The following is a 22,072-nucleotide window of genomic DNA, read 5'->3' on the forward strand; positions in this document are numbered from 1 at the left end:
ACTTCCCTGTAAAAACCCCGCCGTTGTATCGCGGGGCTTTTTGTATTAAAGGTAATAAAATGACAACAACACAACCTACAAAAAAACGTTTAGCTTCTCTAGATGCATTACGCGGCATGGATATGTTTTGGATCTTAGGTGGTCAGTCAATATTTGCAGCACTTTTTGTGCTAACAGGCTGGACAGGCTGGAAGCTATTTGAAGCACATACAGTGCACAGTGAATGGCACGGTTTTACTTTTTACGACTTAATATTCCCGCTATTTATTTTCCTATCTGGCGTTGCGATGGGGCTTGCACCAAAACGCATTGATCACTTAAGTTGGGATGAGCGTAAAGTCTATTATCGCAAAGCTATTAAGCGCTTATTACTGCTTTGTTTTTTAGGTATTTTATATAATCACGGCTGGGGTACAGGCATGCCGATGGCGTTTGATGAGATACGCTACGCCAGTGTATTAGCTCGAATAGCCATTGCGTGGTTTTTCTGTGCCATGTTGGTTTGGCATACAAGCTTACGAACCCAAGTCATAACAGCGGTATCTATTTTACTTGGCTACTGGTTACTGCTTAGCTTTGTGCCTGTACCAGGAGGCAGTGCCGGAGACTTATCTGCTGCTGGAAGTTGGAATGCATGGTTCGATAAGTATTTACTACCAGGGATTAGTTATCAAAATCGCGTTGTAGACCCTGAAGGCGTGTTGTCTAATGTGCCAGCGATTGTTAACGCACTTATGGGGGTGTTTGCAGGACAGCTTATTGCACGAGCACAACAAATTGGTGAATGGAAAATGTCTGGTGTGTTATTTATTTCAGGCATTGTTAGCGTAAGCTTGGGTTGGCTCTGGGATTTACAGTTTCCGGTAAATAAAGAGTTATGGACGAGCTCTTTTGTATTGGTGACCGTAGGGTGGAGCGCCATTTTATTAGCCGTGTTTTATGCTTTGGTTGATATATTGCCAGGGCAGCGAGTTGCGTATCCATTTGTTATTATAGGTGCTAATTCGATCATTATCTACCTAGCCTCGAGCTTAGTGAACTGGGGTTATGTAAGCCAAAGTGTTTTTGGTGGTGTTATTCGCGCGGTTCCTGATTTATGGCAGCCATTAATAGCCGTGGTAGCATTACTTGCTGTACAAATGCTTGTGTTGCATTGGATGTACCGTAGAAAAATCTTTGTCAGTGTTTAGTTAACGCTGATTGAAAACGTTATTTTTTATTCACTTTTACTTTACAAAGTCAAATCGAAAAGTGATAATGACAGCGTTGTCATAATGGTTATAACTACTGTACCGTATCCTGGCAGTGGTTTGATCTAAAACTCGATTCGATTGCACGTGGGGTCGGGTTTTAGATCCCATTTTTTTTCAATTTATAATTAGAGCTAATCAATATGCAAATAGTCATTCTTGATGATGCCGCACAAGTGGCAGCCTACGGGGCTAACATCTTTGCTAAACAACTTATAAAAAAACCAGCATCAGTACTTGGCTTGGCAACTGGCTCAACACCTGTTGCGTTATACCAAGAGCTTATCGCAAAAAATAAAGCGGGTGATATTTCATTTAGCCAAGCGACAACATTTAATTTAGATGAATACTTAGGTCTTACAGGTGAGCATCCGCAAAGTTATCGATACTTTATGAATGAGCAATTATTTAATCACGTTGATATTAACAAAGATAACACGCATGTTCCGCCTGGAGATGCAATTAACCCGTTAGTTGCGTGCAATGAATATGAGCAAAAAATTGCAGCATCAGGAGGGGTTGATGTGCAATTACTTGGTATTGGCCGTAACGGTCATATAGGTTTTAACGAGCCGTCTTCAGGTCTTACCTCGCGCACTCGGGTAAAAACACTTACCAAAGCAACCATTGATGATAACGCACGATTCTTTGACGAAGGCGAATATCAACCGCATTTATCAATCACTATGGGGATTGGGACTATCTTAGAAGCCAAAAAAGTAGTGCTATTAGCGACGGGTGAAAGTAAAGCTGATGCGGTACAGGCAATGGTTGAAGGTCCGCTCATGGCAAAGTGTCCAGCCTCTGCATTACAAATGCATAAAGATGCTGTCATTATCATTGATAAAGCAGCTGCAAGTAAATTAGAAGATTTAGCGTTCTACCAGCACATTGAAGCTGAGAACCAAAAACTACAAGCGCACCTAGCGACCTTGTAAAATTGTGAGAGAGAGCAAAAAAGCCCATTTGGGCTTTTTTTATGCCTGTTATAAATTGGGTTTATCATCAGCTTATGGTAGTTTTAGGGGGTAAATAATTTCAAAGGAACGCCATGCTGAATTACTCTCAAATGCCACTGGACCGTGCCTCTAATCATCGAAAAGATCCTAAGTGGCTAAAGGCGAAAATTAATTCTCAGAGTCGCTGGTTACTTGTTAAAAATAATCAGAGTCTATTTGTTAAAGGGTGCCCTGAGGTGTGTTACTTACGCCTATCTCAGGTTGATCATCTTGATTTATCGAAAGGTATTTTACTTGGCCTTGACGAGCAAGGAATTGCTCATTTTGCGTTAGATGTAAGCAATGTGCCTGATTCACTTATTGACCCTGTTCTTGATGGTACTGAGTTTGTTGATATACGCAAGTTAGGCCCTCAAGTTGAACTAAAGCAAGGCTCGATTGCTGCACTTGCTCGTGGTCTTTGTTTTTGGCATGCAACCCATCGTTTTTGTGGTCGATGTGGCCATGAAAATAATATGGTTGAAGCAGGGCACTCTCGCCTATGTGAGAACCAAACGTGTCAGCATCAAACGTTTCCTCGCACTGATCCTGCCGTCATTATGATAGTGAAAAAAACTTTTTCAGATGGGATTGAGCGCTGTTTACTCGGTCGTCAAGCAAGCTGGCCTGAGGGCGTATTTTCAACATTGGCGGGGTTTGTTGACCCAGGTGAAACACTCGAGCAAGCTGTCGCCCGAGAAGTCATGGAAGAAGCTGGTATTGCTGTCACTGATATTCAGTATATAGCTTCACAACCTTGGCCTTTTCCATCTTCAATCATGTTCGGTTTTATGGCAACAGCAGTGTCAGAAGACATTCAGGTTGATAAAGATGAATTAGATGATGCTAGGTGGTTTAGTCGTGATGATCTTAATCAATTTGGCCAATGGCATGAACAGGGCAGTCACCTAAAATTAACCCGACAAGACTCTATTTCTCGATTCTTGGTTGAGCATTGGCGCAACCTGTAAACTAGATTGGAATAACGATGACAAAGACAAATAAAAATACTCAAATAGTGAGTGCAGGGCGTAAAAAAGCATATACCCAAGGTGTGGTGAATCCGGTCGTACAGCGCGCATCAACCGTGGTTTTCGACTCGGTTTCTGAGTTAAAAGAAGCCGCTAAAAAACGGGGTGATAAAACGCTTTTTTATGGTCGCCGTGGTACCACCACACACTTCGCACTACAAGAAGCGATTGCTGAACTTGAGGGCGGTGAAGGTTGCGCACTTTATCCATCGGGTGCGGCTGCAATAAGCAATGCGTTGTTATCGTTTGTGAAAACGGGCGATCATATTTTGATGGTTGATACGGCTTACGAACCAACTCGTGATTTTTGTGACAAAATATTAGCAGGCCTTGGAATTGAAACAACCTATTACCCACCAGGTATCGGTGCAGGCATTGATGAGTTAATAAAAGAAAATACCCGTGTATTATTTTTAGAATCACCAGGCTCGATTACCATGGAAGTGCAAGATGTACCCGCTATGGTCGCTAAAGCGAATGAGCGTGGTGTCATGACGATGCTAGATAATACTTGGGGTAATGGTCTGCATTATAGACCGCTTGAGCATGGGGTGGACATTAGTATCCAAGCTGCGACTAAATATATTGTTGGCCATTCCGATGTAATGATGGGAGTGGCGGTTGCTAACAAAAAATACTGGTCAACACTGAGAGAAAACTCATATCTATTAGGCCAATGTACGTCTGCTGATGATGCATATTTAGCATTACGTGGCTTACGCACTATGGCTGTGCGTTTAAAACAGCACGAGCAAGCCGCCATTGAAGTTGCTAAATGGCTTGAAACACACCCATTGGTTGATCATATTCGCCATCCGGCCTTTGCGAGCTGTCCTGGCCATGAGTTCTTTAAACGTGACTTTGACGGGAGTAATGGCTTATTTTCGTTTGTAATGAAGCAAGGAAATCAACAAGCGATAGATGCGTTTTTAGATAGTTTGCAGCATTTTAAAATGGGCTTTTCTTGGGGCGGATACGAAAGTTTAGTTACTGCAAATTTAACGATGAAAGGGCTCCGCTCTGAAACAGGTTGGACGCAAGGCCCAGTGATCCGCTTGCATATAGGCTTGGAAGATGTAACAGATTTGCTAGCCGATCTAGATCAAGCTCTTGGTGTTTACGAGAACCATCTGTAGTTCAAAAGTTTATACTTTGTTACATAAGAGCCGCAATGCGGCTCTTTTTTTTCTGGTAATTCAAGCTGTTTCACCTTAGTGTAATTCCAATAATAATATTCATTAAGGATTGTGAGTGACGCAGTTACACCCTAAACGTCTTGCGCAAATTGCTCAATTTGAACTTGTACGACTATTTTTGACCAAACGTGGTTTGCTAGCGGTTGCTGCATTCGCCATTTGTTGGTTACTTATTTTACGCTATCCCATAGCTGAATCTGTGAATTTGATTAGCTCCCCTGAGTTTGCTGACTTTGCTAGGCAGGCGTTTGGTGCTATCGGTATCAGCCGGTTGCTAGATTGGCCTGAATCAGAGCTAGCGATGTACTGGCTAATCGCTTTATATAGCTTCCCTTGCTTTTGCTTGTTTTTATGTAGTGACCAAACTGTTGGAGACCGACAGCGTGGTACGCTACGCTTTTTGTCACTACGGGCAACCCGTTCAGAGATTATAATTGGCCGCTTTTTAGGGCAATTATTAATCTTAGCAGCATTGTTATTTGTTACTCTGATGGCAACGCTTGCTATGTTGACGTATCGTGAGCCAAGTTTATTTCTTTCTGGTTTTTCAAGAAGCCTGACACTCTTAGTGTTTCTGCTAATTACTGTAATGCCGTTTATTGCTTTAATGAGTTTTCTAAATACGTTTGCGCGCTCATCTCGTCTTGCATTTGTGTTAGCTATTTTATTTTTTGCTGGCGGCAATATTATTATTGGTTTGCTTACTTGGCAGCTGCCTTTACTTGACGTTCTATATTATTTATTTCCTGGCTACCAAATCGATGTAGTCGCGGGACAAAGAGCAGGCATGATGTTAGGGGTCGGTTTACCTGTTTTACAAACAGTTGTGCTGCTTGCGGTGGGTGAACGAATTTTTGCAAGGAGCTCACTATGACAGTATTAATTCAGGCACAAGGTTTATCAAAAAACTATGGAGCTAAGCGAGCGCTTGATAATGTCAGCTTTGAAATAAATAAAGGAGCGCCAGTTGCACTTGTTGGCCCTAATGGTGCTGGTAAAACAACCTTATTTAGTTTGTTATGCGGTTATATTTTACCAAGTTCTGGGCAGTTATCAGTGTTGGGCCACGCCCCAGGTAGTGCGGCTTTATTTGGTAAGCTTACGGCATTACCACAAGATGCACAGCTTGATCCGCGTTTTAGTATTGCGCATCAATTAAATTTTTATGGTCAACTGCAAGGTTTAAGTGGCACGGTTCGTAAAAAAGAAACAGCACGTGTTCTAGAACTTGTGGGTTTATCTGAAGTGGCTAAACAGCGCCCAGACGATCTTTCTCACGGGATGCGTAAGCGAGTCACAATTGCGCAAGCACTTATAGGTGAACCTGAAATTGTAATGCTTGATGAGGCGACTGCAGGCCTGGACCCTATCCACGCGCGTGAGGTTCGTGAGCTTGTGAGCTCTTTAAGCAATGAAGCCACATTTATTTTAAGCTCCCATGATCTAACCGAACTTGAGCGTTTATGTTCGCAAGTATTACACCTAGATAAAGGGGTATTGAGTGAGCATCAAGCGCGTTCTAGCACACAAGATAATAAGCATTATATAACACTACAATTGAATCAACGTTATGATGATGTAGAAGCTAAGCTTGCAAGTCTTGCCCAGGTGCATCATGTTTATATGAGCCAGGCAAAAGAATATGTCATTGAATTTGAGCAGACTGTCGAACCATTTGATATCAATCTATTACAGTTTTGTTATCAACAAGGTTGGCAGTATCGTCAACTAGTGAATGGTCACACACTCGAAAACCAAATTTTTCATAAGGAGAGTTAGTTATGGGTTTACTAAGTGGATTAATGGGTAATGCTAGCGAAGTTGATAATGATGATCTAGAAGAATTACTTGCCAACACGCTTATCGCGGGTGAAACAGTGCAAAAGGCCTATAAGGTTATCCGTGATATGTTTATCTTCACCAATAAAAGATTGATTATTATTGATAAACAAGGTGTTACGGGGTCTAAAGTGGAAATGCTAAGTATTGCTTACTCAAAAATTACTAAATTTAGTAAAGAAAGCGCGGGGCATTTTGATTTAGATGCAGAGCTGAAAATCTGGGTAGGGTCAGATCCTACTCCGATCAGCAAAGACTTCAAAGCAGGTGATAACATTAATGAGGTTTATAGAATAATTAGTGAGTTTTCATTATAACACACTGAAAATAAAGTGATTTATAATATGGTTGGTGTTGAATTGAAAATTCGGGCCAACTTTTTCTTTACATTTGCCGACAATTTATTACAATTAGTTGATTAAAAACAAGGAGTTAGTTAAGTTCCCGTTCAGTTTTCTCGCGTTAGCATGTGCCCAACTTAGCCATTTGGCTAGTTTTGTAGCAATTAAAAAAATGTTTATAGGGAAATCTGTTTATGAAAAAGTTAGCAGTTATTATTTCGAGTATGCTTCTTTCAACTGCCGCGACTGCTGCGGACAGTTATCAATCAATCAGCCACTTAGGGTATACGGACACCGATGGCAATGACACAGTAAGTGTTGATTCAATTTATTACTTTGCACCAAAGAACACTATGGGTCCTTACGACCAGTTTGAGTACATCAACAAAACGACTAACGTTTATGGTGCTTATTCAGACGATGATTTTGGTGATGTATTAGGCTTAGGTGGTGAGTACTTTGTAGAAGATTTTGTATTCGGCGCTGGCTACAACAACTATGACTCTGATTTTGGTTCAAGCACAGATGTATTTAACGTTTCTGCTGGTTACTTCTTCAATCCAAACTTATTATTAAAAGCGACTTTCGTTGACGTTGAAGACGGTGACAACTCAGTGATGTTTGATCTTAAGTATAACCATCAGTTAAACAGCACTGATTACATTGGTTTTACTCTAACTGCTGATGACGAGTTTGATTACCGCGCAGTAAATGCTAAATACTTCGTAGATCTGCAACAAGGTAACTACCTTACAGTTGAAGGTACAATCTCTGATACAGATGATAACGGCAGCTCATGGGAGTTAGGTTCTAACTACTATTTCTCTAAAGCAACGTCAGTATTTGTAACGTTTAACAAAGAAGATGATTACAGCTTTGGTGCTCAACACTTCTTCAATAAAAACGTTGGCTTAAAAGCGGGTTACGGTAACAACTGGGATGACTCAGATTACGATGCATACTTTGCTAACGTAAGCTTACAGTTCTAATCATTAATTTGATTGTAAAAAAGCCCGCATCATGCGGGCTTTTTAGTTTTTAGTATCTTACCATCCGCACTGACGGTCTTTATTTTGCTCATCAAGGTATTTTTGTAATGGCGCAAAGTAATCTAAGATTGCTGTTGCATCCATTTCTTCTTTCCCCGTTATTGTAGCAAGGGCTTCTTGCCATGGGCGACTTGAACCCATTGCTAACATCGCATTCAGCTTTTCACCAGCCTCTTTTGAGTTATACACTGAACAGCGATGAATCGCTTCTTTGTTACCAGCAATTTCACATAAACTTCTGTGGAAGTCGAATTGTAAAATATGCGCTAAGAAATAACGCGTGTAAGGGGTGTTACCCGGTACGTGATACTTAGCACCTGGATCGAAGTCTGCTTCGCTACGTGCGATAGGCGCTTGAACGCCTTGATATTTTTCACGTAGTTCCCACCAGGCTTTGTTGTAATTTTCGGGTGTTACTTCACCTGAGAATACTTTCCAGCGCCATTGGTCAACTAATAAGCCAAATGGGATAAAGGCGACTTTATCCAGTGCCATTTTCATTAATAGACCGATATCTTTTGATTCATCAGGCACTTCGTCTAATAAACCAATTTCTTTTAAGTAGTCAGGTGTAACAGACAGCGCAATAGTGTCACCAATGGCTTCATGGAAACCATCGTTCGCACTTTCTTGATAATAAATAGGTTGCGTGTTGTAGGCGCGCTGGTAGAAGTTATGGCCTAACTCGTGGTGAATAACAGAAAATTCCTCACCGGTACGCTGAATACACATCTTGATACGTAGGTCATCTTTGCTATCTATATTCCATGCTGAAGCGTGACACTGTACGTCACGATCTTGTGGTTTAGTGAATAGTGAGCGTTCATAGAAAGTGTCTGGTAATGGCGCAAAACCCATTGAAGTAAAGAACTTCTCGGCGCCACGCACCATTTTCAGTTCGTCGTAATCATGTTTTGCTAATAACTCTGTTACGTCGTAGCCAGGATCTGCATCTTCCGGCGCAACTACATCGTAGATATTCCCCCAAGTTTGTGCCCACATATTACCTAACAGATGCGCAGGAATTGGTTGGTCTTGAGGGACCTTATCTTCGCCATACTTTTCACCGAGCTTGGCACGAACATGGCAATGTAATGAATCATAAAGCGGTTTAACTTGACCCCAAATACGGTCAAGCTCTTTTGCAAAATCGTCCGCTGGCATATCGTATTTACTACGCCACATAGCACCAGTATCTGCATAGCCAAGCTCTTTAGCACCTTCGTTAGTCAGTGCAACTTGCTGCTCATAAAGTGGGCGCATCGGTTTGGAAACTTGGCGCCAACCTTGCCATAAATCCAGTAGTTCATTGTAGTCGCGGCTTGTCGCCATTTTCGCGGTCATCTCGCCAAGGCTTAAGCAGCTACCATCTTCTTTACAGTATTTACCTTTACCATAAATACCACCTAGTTCAGCAACTAACTGTGAGAGTTTTGCTGTTTTTTCAGCATCCTGTGGGGCAGGCAAAGTTAGCGCTAGTTTTAGCTTGTCTAGCTTACGACGCGCATCGTAATCCAGTTCTAAACTATCGAATTTTGCAGCTTCATTAGCAAGACGAACAACAGCTTCGGTCATCTTACGATTAACCTCAGCTGATAACTCTGCGGTATCGTGCGTGATGAAGTTGGCATAAATCCACTCAGCGCGACTTGCTTCTAAATAAAGCGCACTTAACTCTTTTTCTGTATCGGCGATAAATTTAGCAGCATCTTGCGGTGTCACCTGACTTTTTTTGATTTCAGCCGTAGCTGTTTTGGTATTTGTAGCGTCATCATTACAGCCTGAAAGTGCAAGTGCACTGGCCACCATGAGAGCGCTCATACTGAGTTTAAATGGAGTCTTTTTCATAACATTCCCTAGAAGTTTATTGTTATTTATTGCCCCTGCATAATAGCAGCGTCTTGATAAACAACAAACTATGTAGATGAGAACAATTTACGAGATGTGGCTTACGTTGTATTTATTGCACGATCAGTCATACTTGAAGACAGTTAATTTAAATAAAAGGATTGCATAATGACGACCGTAATCATTCTGTTACTGGTTGCTGTGATTGTGATTTTTGCTGTAAAAGATATTCGCATTAATCTGATCACTCGACCAACGTTTAGTATGTTTAAAAAAGTATTGCCACCCTTATCACAAACAGAACGTGAAGCCATGGAAGCGGGCGACGTGTGGTGGGATGGTGAGCTATTTAGTGGCAACCCTGACTGGCAGAAACTACATAGTTTTCCTAAACCTGAACTCAGTGATAAAGAGCGCGCATTTATGAGTAAGCAGGTTGAGACGTTACTTGCTATGCTTGATGATTATCAAATTGTCCAAAAAGATAAAGACCTACCAAAAGAAGTCTGGGAATATTTAAAGAAAGAAGGCTTTTTTGCGTTAATCATTCCTGAAGAATTTGGTGGCCGTGAATTTTCAGCCATTGCTAATTCGACCATCGTATCAAAAATTGCCACTAAAAGTTTAACTGCTGCGGTCACCGTAATGGTACCAAACAGTTTAGGCCCTGGTGAGCTACTGCTTCATTACGGAACTAAAGAGCAACAAGAGCGCTGGTTGCCAAGCTTAGCTAAAGGTGATGATGTCCCTTGTTTTGCGTTAACAGGTCCAGAGGCAGGGTCGGATGCCGGTAGTATTCCCGATACTGGCGTTGTTTGCATGGGCATGCATAATGGTGAAGAAGTAATCGGTTTAAAGCTTAATTGGTCAAAACGCTACATTACCCTTGCACCAATTGCTACAGTGCTAGGTCTTGCATTTAAGATGTACGATCCTGATGGTCTGTTGGGCGATAAAAAAGAGTTAGGTATTACCTGTGCGCTTATTCCGACTGATCACGAAGGTGTGCAAAAGGGTGAGCGTCATTATCCTCTCAATATGGCATTTATGAATGGCACAACCTATGGTAAAGATGTGTTTATTCCGCTTGATTGGATCATTGGTGGCGAAAAGGGGGCTGGTCGAGGTTGGCGCATGCTGGTTGAATGCTTAAGCGCTGGTCGTGGTATTTCGCTACCGGCACTCAGCACTGCAACAGGCCACCTTGCATCACGTATGACATCGGCGTATGCGACCGTAAGGCAACAATTCGGTGTGTCAATTGGCCAATTCGAAGGCGTGCAAGAAGCGCTTGCGCGTATCGGTGGGTTAACATACACCCTTGAATCTGCAAGGTTAATGACCGCTGGCGCCATAGATTTAAAGCTGAGTCCATCAGTAGTGACAGCCATTGCTAAGTACCATATGACAGAAATGGGTCGCACTGTAATGAATGATGCCATGGATATTCATTCAGGTAAGGGTATTCAAGTAGGTCCTAATAACTATCTTGCCCATGGTTACATGGGGATCCCTGTATCGATCACCGTTGAAGGGGCAAATATTCTTACTCGTAATTTGATGATTTTTGGTCAAGGTGCGACTCGTTGCCACCCATTTGTTTTAAAAGAAATGGCAGCCGCTGCCATGGAAGATCATGATCTTGCACTGAAAGAGTTTGACTCATTACTGCTACAGCATATTTTGTTTGCAACAAGCAATGCGGGTATGGCTTTTGTACATGGTTTAACACGCAGTTACTTTGCTAAATCTCCAGTGTGTGGAGTGACAAGTCACTATTACAAACAGTTGAGCCGAATGAGTCGAGGCTTAGCATTTTGTACTGATGTTGCTATGTTGGTATTAGGTGGCGAGTTAAAACGCAAAGAGATGATTTCGGCGCGTTTAGGCGATGTGCTGAGCCACTTATATCTTGCCTCATGCGTTCTGAAACGCTACGAGGATGAAGGGCGTCAACAAGCCGATTTACCGTTTGTTCAATATGCAGTAGAACATTCGCTTTATAGTATTGGCCAAGCATTTGACGGCTTTTTCAAAAACTTTTCGAACCCGATTGTTAACTTTTTACTGAAGCGTATCGTTTTCCCATTGGGTAACCATTACCATCGCCCAAGTGATGAGCTAGCACAGACTATGTGTGAGCACATGACTAACCCTGGTGTATTTAGGGACAGATTGACCCATTTATGCTACGTAGACGATAAAGCGGGAACTGGTGTAATGGAAAATGCTTTCTTAGCCATGATAGATACGCAGGAAGACTTTAAACAATTACGAAAATGGCAAAAAGAAGGCTCGATTTCCCGTAATCTAGAGCTTGAGGATGCTATCGTTGAAGCTGCTGAGAAAAACTTAATTAATGCAACCGTCGCTGAGCGCATGAGTGAAGCAAATGCGCTACGTAAGCAAGCAATCGCTGTGGATAATTTCGCGCCTGGTGAACTCTAATCAACGCATTAAAAAGCCTTGCTTAGCAAGGCTTTTTTGTCTTCACTTATCTAGCAAAAGGGTCGGGGTTAATTTTTTCAATATACCAATCACCTTTTTTACGTATCATTTTAACACTACGCATATCATCAATTTTTTTGCCATTGAAGTAGCCAGTGAAAATAAGGTTGATATTGGCTTTATCACCGTACTGCTCTCGCAAACTCATATTCGTCATGTCGACTTCGATCACGACTTCATCGTACTGCATATTAACCAAATTACGGGCAAACTGGTTAGCGGTACCATAAGATTTCATAATTCGCGCCATCTTTGGCGTTGCATATTGGGTCGCTAAGTTTAAATCTTGTTTATTATATAAAGCGTCAAAGAAGAGCGTCGCCGTTACTCCTGGGGTATTCTTTTCACCTTTCGGGGCATCTTCAGGTCCGCATCCGAGTAGTAAAACATTGCTTAGCAGGGCACAAATAAAAAGTATTTTTTTCATTGTTCATAGTTTAGAAAATATAATTTGCGTTTAGTGTGTGACTAAATAACTTTCTTGTAAAGGTGGTTAGCTGTTTCAGATTGGTTTATTTTTATTTTATAATAAAAAAGGATGCAATATGCATCCTTTAATAGCTTAATTAAGCTATTTATTGAACAAGCTCTTTGTCACTGAATTCTTCAGCAAATAATGGGCTTGATAAATAACGCTCTGTCGCACTTGGTAAAATTACCACAATATTCTTACCTGCATTTTCAGGTTTTTCTGCAAGTCGTTTTGCCGCAACAACTGCTGCACCAGATGAAATACCTACCAAGATACCTTCATTTTTCATTAACTCATGCGCCATTGCAATCGCATCTTCATTTGATACTTGCTCAGCAGCGTCAACAACTTCTAGGTCTAAGTTACCTGGGATAAAGCCGGCACCGATACCTTGAATTTTGTGAGGACCTGGTTTGATTTCTTCACCTGCTAGAGTTTGGCTAATAACAGGTGAGTTTGTTGGCTCAACAGCAACAGATTGAACATTTAAACCTTTTTCTAGTTTAAGGTAGCGGCTTACACCTGTAATAGTACCGCCCGTGCCTACACCAGCTACGAAAATGTCGATTTTACCATCCATTGCTTCGAAGATTTCAGGACCCGTTGTTTCAAAGTGAATTTTCGGGTTAGCTGGGTTTTCGAATTGTTGTAAAAGAATGTATTTTTCAGGCTCACTTGCTTGAATTTCTTTTGCTTTTTCAATAGCGCCATTCATGCCTTTAGCGCCATCTGTTAAGACTAAGTTGGCGCCTAAAGCTTTTAATAGTTTACGACGCTCTAAGCTCATCGTATTGGGCATAGTCAGTGTCAATTTATAACCACGAGAAGCTGCAACAAAGGCAAGAGCAATACCTGTGTTACCAGATGTTGGTTCGATTAACTCTTTTTCTTTCGTTAAAACACCTGACTTTTCTGCTTCCCAGATCATTGAAGCGCCAATGCGGCATTTAACACTGAAGCTTGGGTTACGAGATTCTACTTTAGCGAAAACATTACCTGAGGTAACGCGATTAAGCTTTACAATTGGCGTATTGCCAATCGTTAATGAATTATCTTCAAAAATGTTAGACATAGTGTTCCCTTGGAAGCAATTTATCAATCGTGATCAAATAGCTTAGGCTACCGATCTGTAATAGTCACACTTTACTTCGCCAAATAAAAAACGAAAGTAAAGTTTGGCTATAACATATAGCGAATAGGCTTATAGCTTTTAGGAATAAGCCAAAAATCATCAGAGCTGCCACATAGTCGGGGGAGTTTTTACGCTTAAAGAATTAAGTGAGTGATGTGTTCGGCTTCTTCAAAAAGGTAATCACTCGGCATGTATTTAATGCAATAATTATAACGGAGATCAATTTTCAAATTAGATTCTTGTCAGTTGTGATGGTAAATTGCGCAATCAAACGTAAATTTGGCTGTTTTATAACAAAAGTAAATCAAAACGTGGTAAAAGATTACCACCTAAAAATTGAAGTGATCGTTATGAATTTAATTCTAAAGTTAATTGCTGGCATTGTTGCTGGTATCTTAGTGGGACTATATGTGCCATTAACAGGTGTTGAACTCCTTTATACAATAAAAGAAATAATAGGTCAGTTGATTACCTTTACGATACCGTTGATCATTTTATTCTTTATTGCATCAGGTATTGCAGGCTTACCAAAGGGCTCAGGTCACTTGCTTGGTAAAACAGTAGGGTTTGCTTATGGCTCGACTATTATTGCGGGCACACTTGCTTTCTTACTGGTTAGTACGATTATCCCGTTGTTTGACGGTGGCTTAACCTACGAAGCTGAAATTGCGACTGAAGTAGGAAGCTTTATCGATTTAGAAATTCCTCCTCTTATGGGGGTTATGACAGCCTTGGCTACAGCATTTGTGTTTGGTATTGGCATGAGTCAACTGCAACTTGATACATTAAAAAAAGTGTCGGACCAAGGACGCGATGTAATTGATGGCTTGTTAGCAAAAGTTATTATCCCTGCGCTTCCTTTTTATATTGCAGGTGTTTTTGCTGAAATGACCGTTGCAGGCACAGTCGTTGATACACTACAAACGTTTGGTATTGTCTTACTTGCTGCACTGATTATGCACTGGTTATGGTTAACAGTTTTATATGTTAGTACGGGTCTTTTATTAAAACGTAATCCAATAGAACTTGTAAAAAATATGCTTCCAGCTTATTTTACTGCTTTAGGGACAATGTCGAGTGCTGCAACGATCCCAGTTTCATTACGTGCGAGCAAAGCAAATAATGTAAAAGAAGATGTTGCAAACTTTACTGTACCATTATGTGCAACCATCCATTTATCAGGCTCAACTATTACGATAGTTACTTGCGCATTAGCCGTTATGTTTTTGTCACCAAATATGGATGTGCCATCATTATTCGGCATGTTGCCATTTATTATGATGTTAGGTGTCGTCATGATTGCAGCACCGGGTGCACCTGGTGGCGCAGTTATGTCAGCATTGGGGCTTTTAACTAGTATGCTTGGCTTCAATGAAGGCGCTGTTGCATTAATGATTGCACTATATTTAGCGCAAGATAGCTTTGGTACTGCTTGTAATGTTACAGGCGATGGTATTATTGCATTGTGGGTTGATCGCTTTAGCGAGAAAGCCTCGTCATAAAATTAATTTGCGAGACGATATTTGATTTATCGTTTCGCTGTTTCTGTGCTAATGTGGCACATTAAATTGTGCGAAAGCATATATTTGGGTTATTCGAGGGTGTTCCATTGATTAATGTACTTTTAGTTGATGACCATGAACTTGTACGGACAGGGATCAGACGTATACTTGATGATGTTCGTGGTTTTAAAGTGGTTGGTGAAGCTAAAACCGGTGAAGAAGCAGTACAGTTTTGCCGTCAAAATTCACCTGATATAGTGTTAATGGACATGAATATGCCAGGTATAGGCGGGTTAGAAGCAACGAAGAAAATCTGTCGTTATTGCCCAGATGTAAAAATAATCGTGCTTACTGTGCATTGCGAAGACCCATTTCCTAGCAAAGTGATGCAGATAGGTGCTCATGGTTATCTAACCAAAGGGGCAGGCTCAGATGAAATGGTGAATGCGATTCGTGCTGTAAATGCAGGTCAACGTTATATTGCACCAGAAATAGCACAGCAAATTGCACTTGCACAGGTTAGTGGTCGAACAGATGAAAACCCGTTTCAGAGTTTATCTGAGCGTGAGTTACAGATTATGTTAATGATCACTAAAGGTGAAAAAGCGCAAGATATCGCTGACCGTCTTAACCTCAGTTCAAAAACAGTGAATAGTTATCGCTACCGCATGTTTGAAAAGCTCAATGTGGGTGGTGATGTAGAGCTAACTCATTTAGCGATCCGCCATAAAATGATCGATATTGATAGTTCGCATTAATTTGCTCAATGTCTGATTTCGATTCTGCCCGCTTTCTTAAAACATTATCAAGCGAACCTGGTGTCTACAGGATGCTTGATAATGAAGGGCAAGTAATTTATGTAGGGAAGGCTAAAAGCCTAAAAAAGCGTGTCAGTAGTTATTTCCGCAGTAATGTTACTGATAGTAAAACCCGTGTCTTAGTAAGTAATATTTGTGGTATTGAAGTCACTCTAACTAATACCGAAACCGAAGCTCTATTACTTGAAAATAATCTAATAAAAAAATACCAGCCTCGCTACAATATTTTACTGCGAGATGATAAATCATATCCATATATTTTACTGACTGATCATAAACATCCACGCTTAGCTTTTCACCGTGGTAGTCGCAAAATTAAAGGTGAGTATTTTGGGCCTTTTCCCAGTGCAGGTGCCGTATCCGAAAGCTTGCGGTTAATGCAAAAGATCTTCCCTGTTCGCCAATGTGAAGACGCTTATTATCGAGCTAGAAGTCGTCCTTGCCTTCAATACCAATTGAAGCGTTGTTCTGCACCCTGTGTCAATAAAGTTTCAGATGAAGAATACAAGCAAGAAGTTGATTTTGTTCGTAAATTCTTACTGGGTAAATCACATGAAGTTATTGCTGATTTAATTGCCAAGATGGAGCAAGCCAGTAAAGAGCTGAAATTTGAATTAGCTGCAAAAGTGCGCGATCAAATAATGCTACTTAGAAAAATGCAGGAACAACAATCTATTTCAGGTAATCATGCTGAAATGGATGTTGTGGGCTTTGCTCATCTGAATGGTTTAAATGCAGTTCACTTATTAATGATCCGCGACCATAAAGTGCTGGGCAGTAAAACCTACTTTCCGAAAGTGCCAAAGGATTCAGGGCAAGAAGAAATTTTGACTTCTTTCTTAGGCCAGTATTATTTAGCGCCCGGTGCAACAGGGCGTATCGCCAAAGAAATTATATTACCGTTTAGTATTGAAGAGGGTGAGCCTTTAAGTGAGGCACTTACGGCTATTTCAGAGCGTAAAGTCAGTTTAAAAGTTGCTAATCGAGGTGAGCGGGCACAGTATCTAAAGCTAGCTAACAAAAATGCATTAAATAGCATCAGTGTAAAACAAAGTACCCAAGACTCAATTAATAAACGCTATGCGCAATTAAAAGAAACGCTACGTCTTGATGATATTAATCGCATGGAATGTTTTGATATCAGTCATACAATGGGTGAAAACACGGTTGCGAGTTGTGTTGTGTTTGATTCGCAAGGACCTAATAATAAAGAGTATCGCCGTTTTAATGTTACGGGGATTACTGGTGGAGATGACTATGCCGCCATGGAGTTCGCATTAAATAAGCGCTACAACAAAGTAGTCGACGAAGAAAAAATACCCGATGTTATTTTCATCGATGGTGGTAAAGGTCAACTGTCTCGTGCTGAACAGTATTTTGAAACGTGGCCGCATAATAAAATGCCACTGTTAGTGGGTGTCGCAAAAGGGACTAGCCGAAAACCAGGGTTAGAAACTTTACTCATAGATGGAGGACGCAAAACAATTCCACTTGATTCAGATGCGCCAGCTCTTCATTTAATTCAACATATTCGTGATGAATCACACCGTTTTGCTATTGCAGGTCACCGTAATAAAAGACAAAAACAGCGAACTCAATCACTACTCGAAGAGATTTCTGGGGTAGGGCAAAAGCGTCGTCAATCAATTTTAAAATATTTAGGGGGCATGCAAGGGGTAAAAGCTGCTAATATAGAACAATTAAAACAAGTTCCTGGGATCAGCCCTGAAATGGCTGAGAAGATATTTAATCATTTGCATGACAAGGCGTAGCCTTCATGCGAATATAGAAAAAAAGACATCTCCAAGTAGTTATGTGGAATATTCCAAACACACTCACAACCTTTAGACTTTTTCTAATCCCTATTTTTTTGGTGATTTTTTATTTGCCATTCTCATGGGCGTTTTTCGCAGCGGCATTTGTATTCTGGCTTGCGTCAATCACTGATATTCTTGATGGCTACTTAGCTCGTCGACTTGATCAGTCAACACCCTTTGGTGCTTTCTTAGATCCTGTTGCCGATAAAGTAATGGTTTGCGCAGCACTTGTAGCGCTTTCTAGTCACTATCAGAGCTTATATATGACAATACCTGCACTTGTTATTATCAGTCGTGAAATTGTTATTTCTGCACTGCGTGAATGGATGGCCGAGCAGGGTAAACGCGACAACGTGGCTGTATCAAATATGGGCAAATTCAAGACCGCCGCACAAATGCTAGCGATTATTGGCTTAATTTGGCAATTTGACACTTGGATGATCTACTTAAGTTATGGGCTTTTATATATTGCGACACTGTTAACGCTTAGTTCTATGTTGCAATATTTGATGGCTGCGTGGTCAGAGTTGACCAAAAATTGATCCTAAACGTCTAATTACACACCGTTTTAGATAAAAAATAAGCAAACAGTTCAAAACTGGCATTTTTTATATTGACGCGTTTAATAATCTCTGTAGAATGCGTCCGTGTTGAGAGGGCATAGCCCCCAAGATAAAGAAAGCGGCACTAGCTCAGTTGGTAGAGCGCAACCTTGCCAAGGTTGAGGTCACGAGTTCGAGCCTCGTGTGCCGCTCCAATTATCTAGCTTGGCGGAATGGCAGAGTGGCCATGCAGCGGATTGCAAATCCGTCCACCTCGGTTCGACTCCGGGTTCCGCCTCCATTCAACACTCCACGCGCTCTAAGAGCAACCCGATGCCCGGGTGGTGGAATTGGTAGACACAAGGGATTTAAAATCCCTCGTTCGTAAGGACGTGCCGGTTCAAGTCCGGCCCCGGGCACCATTTGTGGTTAACTGCAACACCAAGTGTAGTTTTAAAATTTTTTAGATTTAACCTTAGAGTTAATATGATGCGGCACTAGCTCAGTTGGTAGAGCGCAACCTTGCCAAGGTTGAGGTCACGAGTTCGAGCCTCGTGTGCCGCTCCATATTAGCTTTATCCACTTGCTTTAAATAGCAAACCCGATGCCCGGGTGGTGGAATTGGTAGACACAAGGGATTTAAAATCCCTCGTTCGTAAGGACGTGCCGGTTCAAGTCCGGCCCCGGGCACCATTTAAACTTAAATAGTTTAGGGTGAAGAAAAAATTTGCGGCACTAGCTCAGTTGCCAGAACGTTATTACCGCAACCTCAAGGTTGTGCACCAACGGACGAAATACTGACAGAAAAAAATTTGCGGCACTAGCTCAGTTGGTAGAGCGCAACCTTGCCAAGGTTGAGGTCACGAGTTCGAGCCTCGTGTGCCGCTCCAATTATTTGGAAGCGATAAGGCGGAATGGCAGAGTGGCCATGCAGCGGATTGCAAATCCGTCTACCTCGGTTCGACTCCGGGTTCCGCCTCCATATAATACTCCACACGCTCATATGAGCAACCCGATGCCCGGGTGGTGGAATTGGTAGACACAAGGGATTTAAAATCCCTCGTTCGTAAGGACGTGCCGGTTCAAGTCCGGCCCCGGGCACCATTTATATAAAATACCTCTTTTCTATTTCATTTATATTTCTTTTAACAATCTCATCTAATTATTTTTTTATTGCCAAAATAGCTCTATAGTTTCCTAAGTCTTTTTTAAGTTCTACTGATTCAATAAATAGGATCAAGGAAAGATAATGGAGCAATTTAAACGGGGCTTAAATCAGTTTTGGGTTGGTGCAGTGTTTGGGGTTTGCTTAGCAATTTCATTAGTGCTTATTCCTATCGCAATTAATATGTCGAACATTAATGACGTACTTAAAATTCATGAAGTTAATGTGTTAGTTGAAAAAGTTTCGACTGTTTTCGATAAATCAGAACAGGCTATTGGTGATGCTAAAACAGCGTTGATCGACTTTGATAATGACGCAGTGATGGATATGCTGACTGCCGTACAATCTTATTAGCAACAAACACAGTGATTATTATCCTTTGAGCAAAAATAAGTATTAAAAGAGCAAATTAAAGAACAGCTTGCACATCAACTTAAAGATAAACTCAACGAGCAGCAGACGACATTCATATTGTCTGTCTTTGAAAACTTAGCAAATACAAAAAAGGGAGCGCAAGCGCTCCCCAATTAAGTACTTATTAAACTAGATTATTTGCGCCACGCGCCTTTAGGAATTGTTTGATTCAGTTTTTTGTTTTGCGAAGGATCAAAAGTAGGTAACTTACCCGCTTTGCGTTGAGTGTTGTAATCCTTAGCTAACCAAATGACGACGCCAGACAACATGAATAGGGCTATTACATTTACAATAGCCATTAGCCCCATTGAAATATCCGCAAGAGTCCACACGATTGGCAACTCGCCAAGTGCACCAAACATGACCATACCAAGAACAAGTAATCTAAAAACTAACATACCAGCTGCATGATTATGTTCTAAGAATAATAAATTAGTTTCAGCGTAAGAATAATTTGCAACAATAGAGGTAAATGCAAAAAACAAAATTGCCACCGCAATAAAAGTTGCGCCCCAACTGCCAACATGCTCCTCTAGTGCTGCTTGTGTTAATGCAATACCAGTCACGCCTGAATCAGGTACCAATTGTTGTGATAATAAAATCAGTGCCGCAGTCGCGCTACATATGATGATGGTATCAACAAATACACCTAGCATTTGTACGTAACCCTGAGAAGCTGGGTGAGGAGGGTTGGGTGTAGCTGTCGCTGCGGCGTTTGCTGCACTACCCATACCGGCTTCATTAGAAAACAGACCACGTTTAATACCTTGGATCATGGCCTGCATTACACCATAACCAATAGCACCAGCGCCAGCTTGCTCAATGCCAAACGCACTATTTATTACATGCATAAATACATCAGGTAGTAAATTGTAGTTACTTATACAAACATAAAGAGCTACGAGGAAGTAGGCTAGAGCCATAAATGGAACAACCATTTCCGCAAATCGAGAGATTGTTCTTAACCCGCCGAAGATAATGATACCGGAGCCAATAACAAGCGAGATACCAACTATATAATTAGGAATTCCAAATGCAACTTCAAAGGCTGCTGCAATAGAGTTTGATTGAACAGCATTAAAGACAAGACCGAAAGCTAAAATTAAGCAAAGTGAAAAAATAACGCCCATCCAGCGTTTGCCTAAACCGTATTCCATATAATAAGCAGGGCCACCTCGAAAGTTACCCTCTTCATCGACGGTTTTATAGGCTTGTGCAAGTGTACTTTCGGCAAAACTGGTCGCCATTCCTATTAGCGCAATCAGCCACATCCAAAATATAGCTCCAGCGCCACCTAAATAAAGTGCAACGGCCACGCCTGCCATATTACCCGTACCAACTCGTGCTGCTAGGGAAGTACAAAATGCTTGAAATGAAGAAATACCTTCACCACACCCTTTGCGACTTTGGAACATCACTTTGACCATATGAGGAAATTGGGTGAATTGAATAAAGCCAAGTCGAAGTGTAAAAAATAGCCCCGCGGCTATTAATAGGTAAACCAGAATGTGGCCCCAGAGAAGGCCACTTATACTATTTATAATATCTGTCATTTTTTCTTGCCTTGTGAGCGAGTGGAATCTGCGGCGAAACTTACCATAACAAGAGAGGAGAGTTTAGTTATTCTGTTAAAAAACTCGCGTTATCCACAGCTTGCTGTGTGTAACTTGTTTGCATTTGGTGGGTATCTGGTTAATTTAAAAGTAATCAAAAAAACCTGCGAAAAGTGCTTGCGTAAAAAATCCATCTCCCTATAATGCGCATCCACTGACACGGCGGGCAGCAACGAAAGGCGCTGAACAAGGTGACAGAGAGTTAAGTAAAACTTCGGTTTAAAACGGTCTAAAAAGAAAGTTTAAAATTAAGTGTTGACTCGAAAAATTAAGGATGTATTATACGCATCCCTAGCGACAACGTCGCAACGTTCTTTAACAATRTAAAGCAATCATCTGTGTGGGCACTCGTACAGATTGAGTTCTAACAGCAGAGTCTAGTTCGCTAGATGACGCAAACAAATTTAGAGTCTCAATTTCTTATGAGTGACTATATAGTCAATTTATACAGAATTCATTGAGCACGAAACTTCGGTTTCAAAAAAACTTTTAATTGAAGAGTTTGATCATGGCTCAGATTGAACGCTGGCGGCAGGC

General features: G+C 41.2%; 18 protein-coding genes and 8 tRNA genes. 22 read left to right on the forward strand and 4 right to left on the reverse strand.

Annotated features, from left to right (window positions below):
• Positions 1-59 precede the first annotated feature (59 nt).
• From nagX to PAARA_RS20225, 8 genes are all read left to right on the forward strand, one after another.
• The gene (nagX, locus tag PAARA_RS20190) at positions 60-1,190 is read left to right on the forward strand and encodes a transmembrane glucosamine N-acetyltransferase NagX (protein ID WP_062570763.1); all 1,131 of its coding nucleotides are present in this window, start codon (positions 60-62) and stop codon (positions 1,188-1,190) included.
• A 203-nt stretch (positions 1,191-1,393) separates the two neighbouring features.
• Positions 1,394-2,188: a glucosamine-6-phosphate deaminase gene (nagB, locus tag PAARA_RS20195; RefSeq protein WP_062570764.1), complete on the forward strand. Its 795-nt coding sequence runs from the start codon at positions 1,394-1,396 to the stop codon at positions 2,186-2,188.
• Between the two features lie 113 nt (positions 2,189-2,301).
• Positions 2,302-3,219 carry an NAD(+) diphosphatase gene (gene nudC, locus PAARA_RS20200; protein ID WP_062570765.1) on the forward strand — a complete coding sequence of 306 codons (918 nt, stop codon included), beginning with the start codon at positions 2,302-2,304 and terminating at the stop codon, positions 3,217-3,219.
• Positions 3,220-3,236: 17 nt separating this feature from the next.
• A complete protein-coding gene (locus tag PAARA_RS20205) occupies positions 3,237-4,415 on the forward strand; it encodes a cystathionine beta-lyase (protein ID WP_062570766.1) in 1,179 nt (392 codons plus the stop codon).
• Between the two features lie 115 nt (positions 4,416-4,530).
• Entirely contained in the window at positions 4,531-5,349 is an 819-nt protein-coding gene (locus PAARA_RS20210) for an ABC transporter permease (protein WP_062570767.1), read from the forward strand.
• Complete coding sequence (locus tag PAARA_RS20215; protein ID WP_062570768.1) at positions 5,346-6,254, forward strand: ABC transporter ATP-binding protein; 909 nt, start codon at positions 5,346-5,348, stop codon at positions 6,252-6,254. Before PAARA_RS20210 ends, PAARA_RS20215 begins: the two co-directional genes overlap by 4 nt.
• 2 nt (positions 6,255-6,256) lie before the next feature.
• Positions 6,257-6,631 (forward strand): PH domain-containing protein, encoded by a 375-nt coding sequence (locus PAARA_RS20220; protein ID WP_062570769.1) that lies wholly within the window; start codon positions 6,257-6,259, stop codon positions 6,629-6,631.
• Between the two features lie 218 nt (positions 6,632-6,849).
• Positions 6,850-7,644 (forward strand): putative porin, encoded by a 795-nt coding sequence (locus tag PAARA_RS20225; protein WP_062570770.1) that lies wholly within the window; start codon positions 6,850-6,852, stop codon positions 7,642-7,644.
• A 57-nt stretch (positions 7,645-7,701) separates the two neighbouring features.
• On the opposite strand, the gene PAARA_RS20230 is transcribed toward PAARA_RS20225, so the two are convergent.
• Entirely contained in the window at positions 7,702-9,552 is a 1,851-nt protein-coding gene (locus PAARA_RS20230) for a M2 family metallopeptidase (RefSeq protein ID WP_062570771.1), read from the reverse strand.
• Positions 9,553-9,720: 168 nt separating this feature from the next.
• Here PAARA_RS20230 and PAARA_RS20235 point away from each other — a divergent pair, with 168 nt between their 5' ends.
• On the forward strand, positions 9,721-12,000 hold the full coding sequence (locus tag PAARA_RS20235; RefSeq protein WP_062570772.1) for an acyl-CoA dehydrogenase: 2,280 nt from the start codon (positions 9,721-9,723) through the stop codon (positions 11,998-12,000).
• A 46-nt stretch (positions 12,001-12,046) separates the two neighbouring features.
• On the opposite strand, the gene PAARA_RS20240 is transcribed toward PAARA_RS20235, so the two are convergent.
• Together PAARA_RS20240 and cysK are read right to left on the reverse strand one after the other, a co-directional pair.
• Positions 12,047-12,487, reverse strand: a complete 441-nt coding sequence (locus PAARA_RS20240) for a hypothetical protein (protein WP_062570773.1) — start codon at positions 12,485-12,487, stop codon at positions 12,047-12,049.
• Positions 12,488-12,635: 148 nt separating this feature from the next.
• Complete coding sequence (gene cysK / locus PAARA_RS20245) at positions 12,636-13,604, reverse strand: cysteine synthase A (RefSeq protein ID WP_062570774.1); 969 nt, start codon at positions 13,602-13,604, stop codon at positions 12,636-12,638.
• 410 nt (positions 13,605-14,014) lie between these two features.
• Here cysK and PAARA_RS20250 point away from each other — a divergent pair, with 410 nt between their 5' ends.
• The 13 genes from PAARA_RS20250 (at position 14,015) to PAARA_RS20310 (ending at position 19,862) form a co-directional block, all read left to right on the forward strand.
• Positions 14,015-15,166: a dicarboxylate/amino acid:cation symporter gene (locus PAARA_RS20250; protein WP_062570812.1), complete on the forward strand. Its 1,152-nt coding sequence runs from the start codon at positions 14,015-14,017 to the stop codon at positions 15,164-15,166.
• A 107-nt stretch (positions 15,167-15,273) separates the two neighbouring features.
• Positions 15,274-15,924: a UvrY/SirA/GacA family response regulator transcription factor gene (gene uvrY, locus PAARA_RS20255; RefSeq protein WP_062570775.1), complete on the forward strand. Its 651-nt coding sequence runs from the start codon at positions 15,274-15,276 to the stop codon at positions 15,922-15,924.
• A gap of 8 nt (positions 15,925-15,932) precedes the next feature.
• Positions 15,933-17,756 carry an excinuclease ABC subunit UvrC gene (gene uvrC / locus PAARA_RS20260; RefSeq protein WP_062570776.1) on the forward strand — a complete coding sequence of 608 codons (1,824 nt, stop codon included), beginning with the start codon at positions 15,933-15,935 and terminating at the stop codon, positions 17,754-17,756.
• A 41-nt stretch (positions 17,757-17,797) separates the two neighbouring features.
• A complete protein-coding gene (gene pgsA, locus PAARA_RS20265) occupies positions 17,798-18,343 on the forward strand; it encodes a CDP-diacylglycerol--glycerol-3-phosphate 3-phosphatidyltransferase (RefSeq protein ID WP_062570777.1) in 546 nt (181 codons plus the stop codon).
• Between the two features lie 139 nt (positions 18,344-18,482).
• Positions 18,483-18,558, forward strand: a tRNA-Gly gene (locus PAARA_RS20270).
• A gap of 12 nt (positions 18,559-18,570) precedes the next feature.
• Positions 18,571-18,644 (forward strand) — tRNA-Cys (locus PAARA_RS20275).
• 34 nt (positions 18,645-18,678) lie between these two features.
• Positions 18,679-18,765 (forward strand) — tRNA-Leu (locus PAARA_RS20280).
• A 69-nt stretch (positions 18,766-18,834) separates the two neighbouring features.
• A tRNA-Gly gene (locus PAARA_RS20285) sits at positions 18,835-18,910 on the forward strand.
• Between the two features lie 39 nt (positions 18,911-18,949).
• Positions 18,950-19,036 (forward strand) — tRNA-Leu (locus PAARA_RS20290).
• Positions 19,037-19,157: 121 nt separating this feature from the next.
• Positions 19,158-19,233: transfer RNA gene (locus PAARA_RS20295), tRNA-Gly, on the forward strand.
• 18 nt (positions 19,234-19,251) lie between these two features.
• Positions 19,252-19,325: transfer RNA gene (locus PAARA_RS20300), tRNA-Cys, on the forward strand.
• A 35-nt stretch (positions 19,326-19,360) separates the two neighbouring features.
• Positions 19,361-19,447: transfer RNA gene (locus PAARA_RS20305), tRNA-Leu, on the forward strand.
• A gap of 145 nt (positions 19,448-19,592) precedes the next feature.
• Positions 19,593-19,862, forward strand: a complete 270-nt coding sequence (locus tag PAARA_RS20310; protein ID WP_062570778.1) for a hypothetical protein — start codon at positions 19,593-19,595, stop codon at positions 19,860-19,862.
• A gap of 194 nt (positions 19,863-20,056) precedes the next feature.
• Here PAARA_RS20310 and PAARA_RS20315 read toward each other — a convergent pair whose 3' ends face one another.
• A complete protein-coding gene (locus PAARA_RS20315) occupies positions 20,057-21,475 on the reverse strand; it encodes an alanine/glycine:cation symporter family protein (RefSeq protein ID WP_062570779.1) in 1,419 nt (472 codons plus the stop codon).
• Between the last annotated feature and the right edge of the window lie 597 nt (positions 21,476-22,072).

Origin of the sequence: Pseudoalteromonas arabiensis (genome assembly GCF_001550155.1) — a bacterium.
GTDB classification, from domain to species: Bacteria; Pseudomonadota; Gammaproteobacteria; order Enterobacterales; family Alteromonadaceae; genus Pseudoalteromonas; species Pseudoalteromonas arabiensis.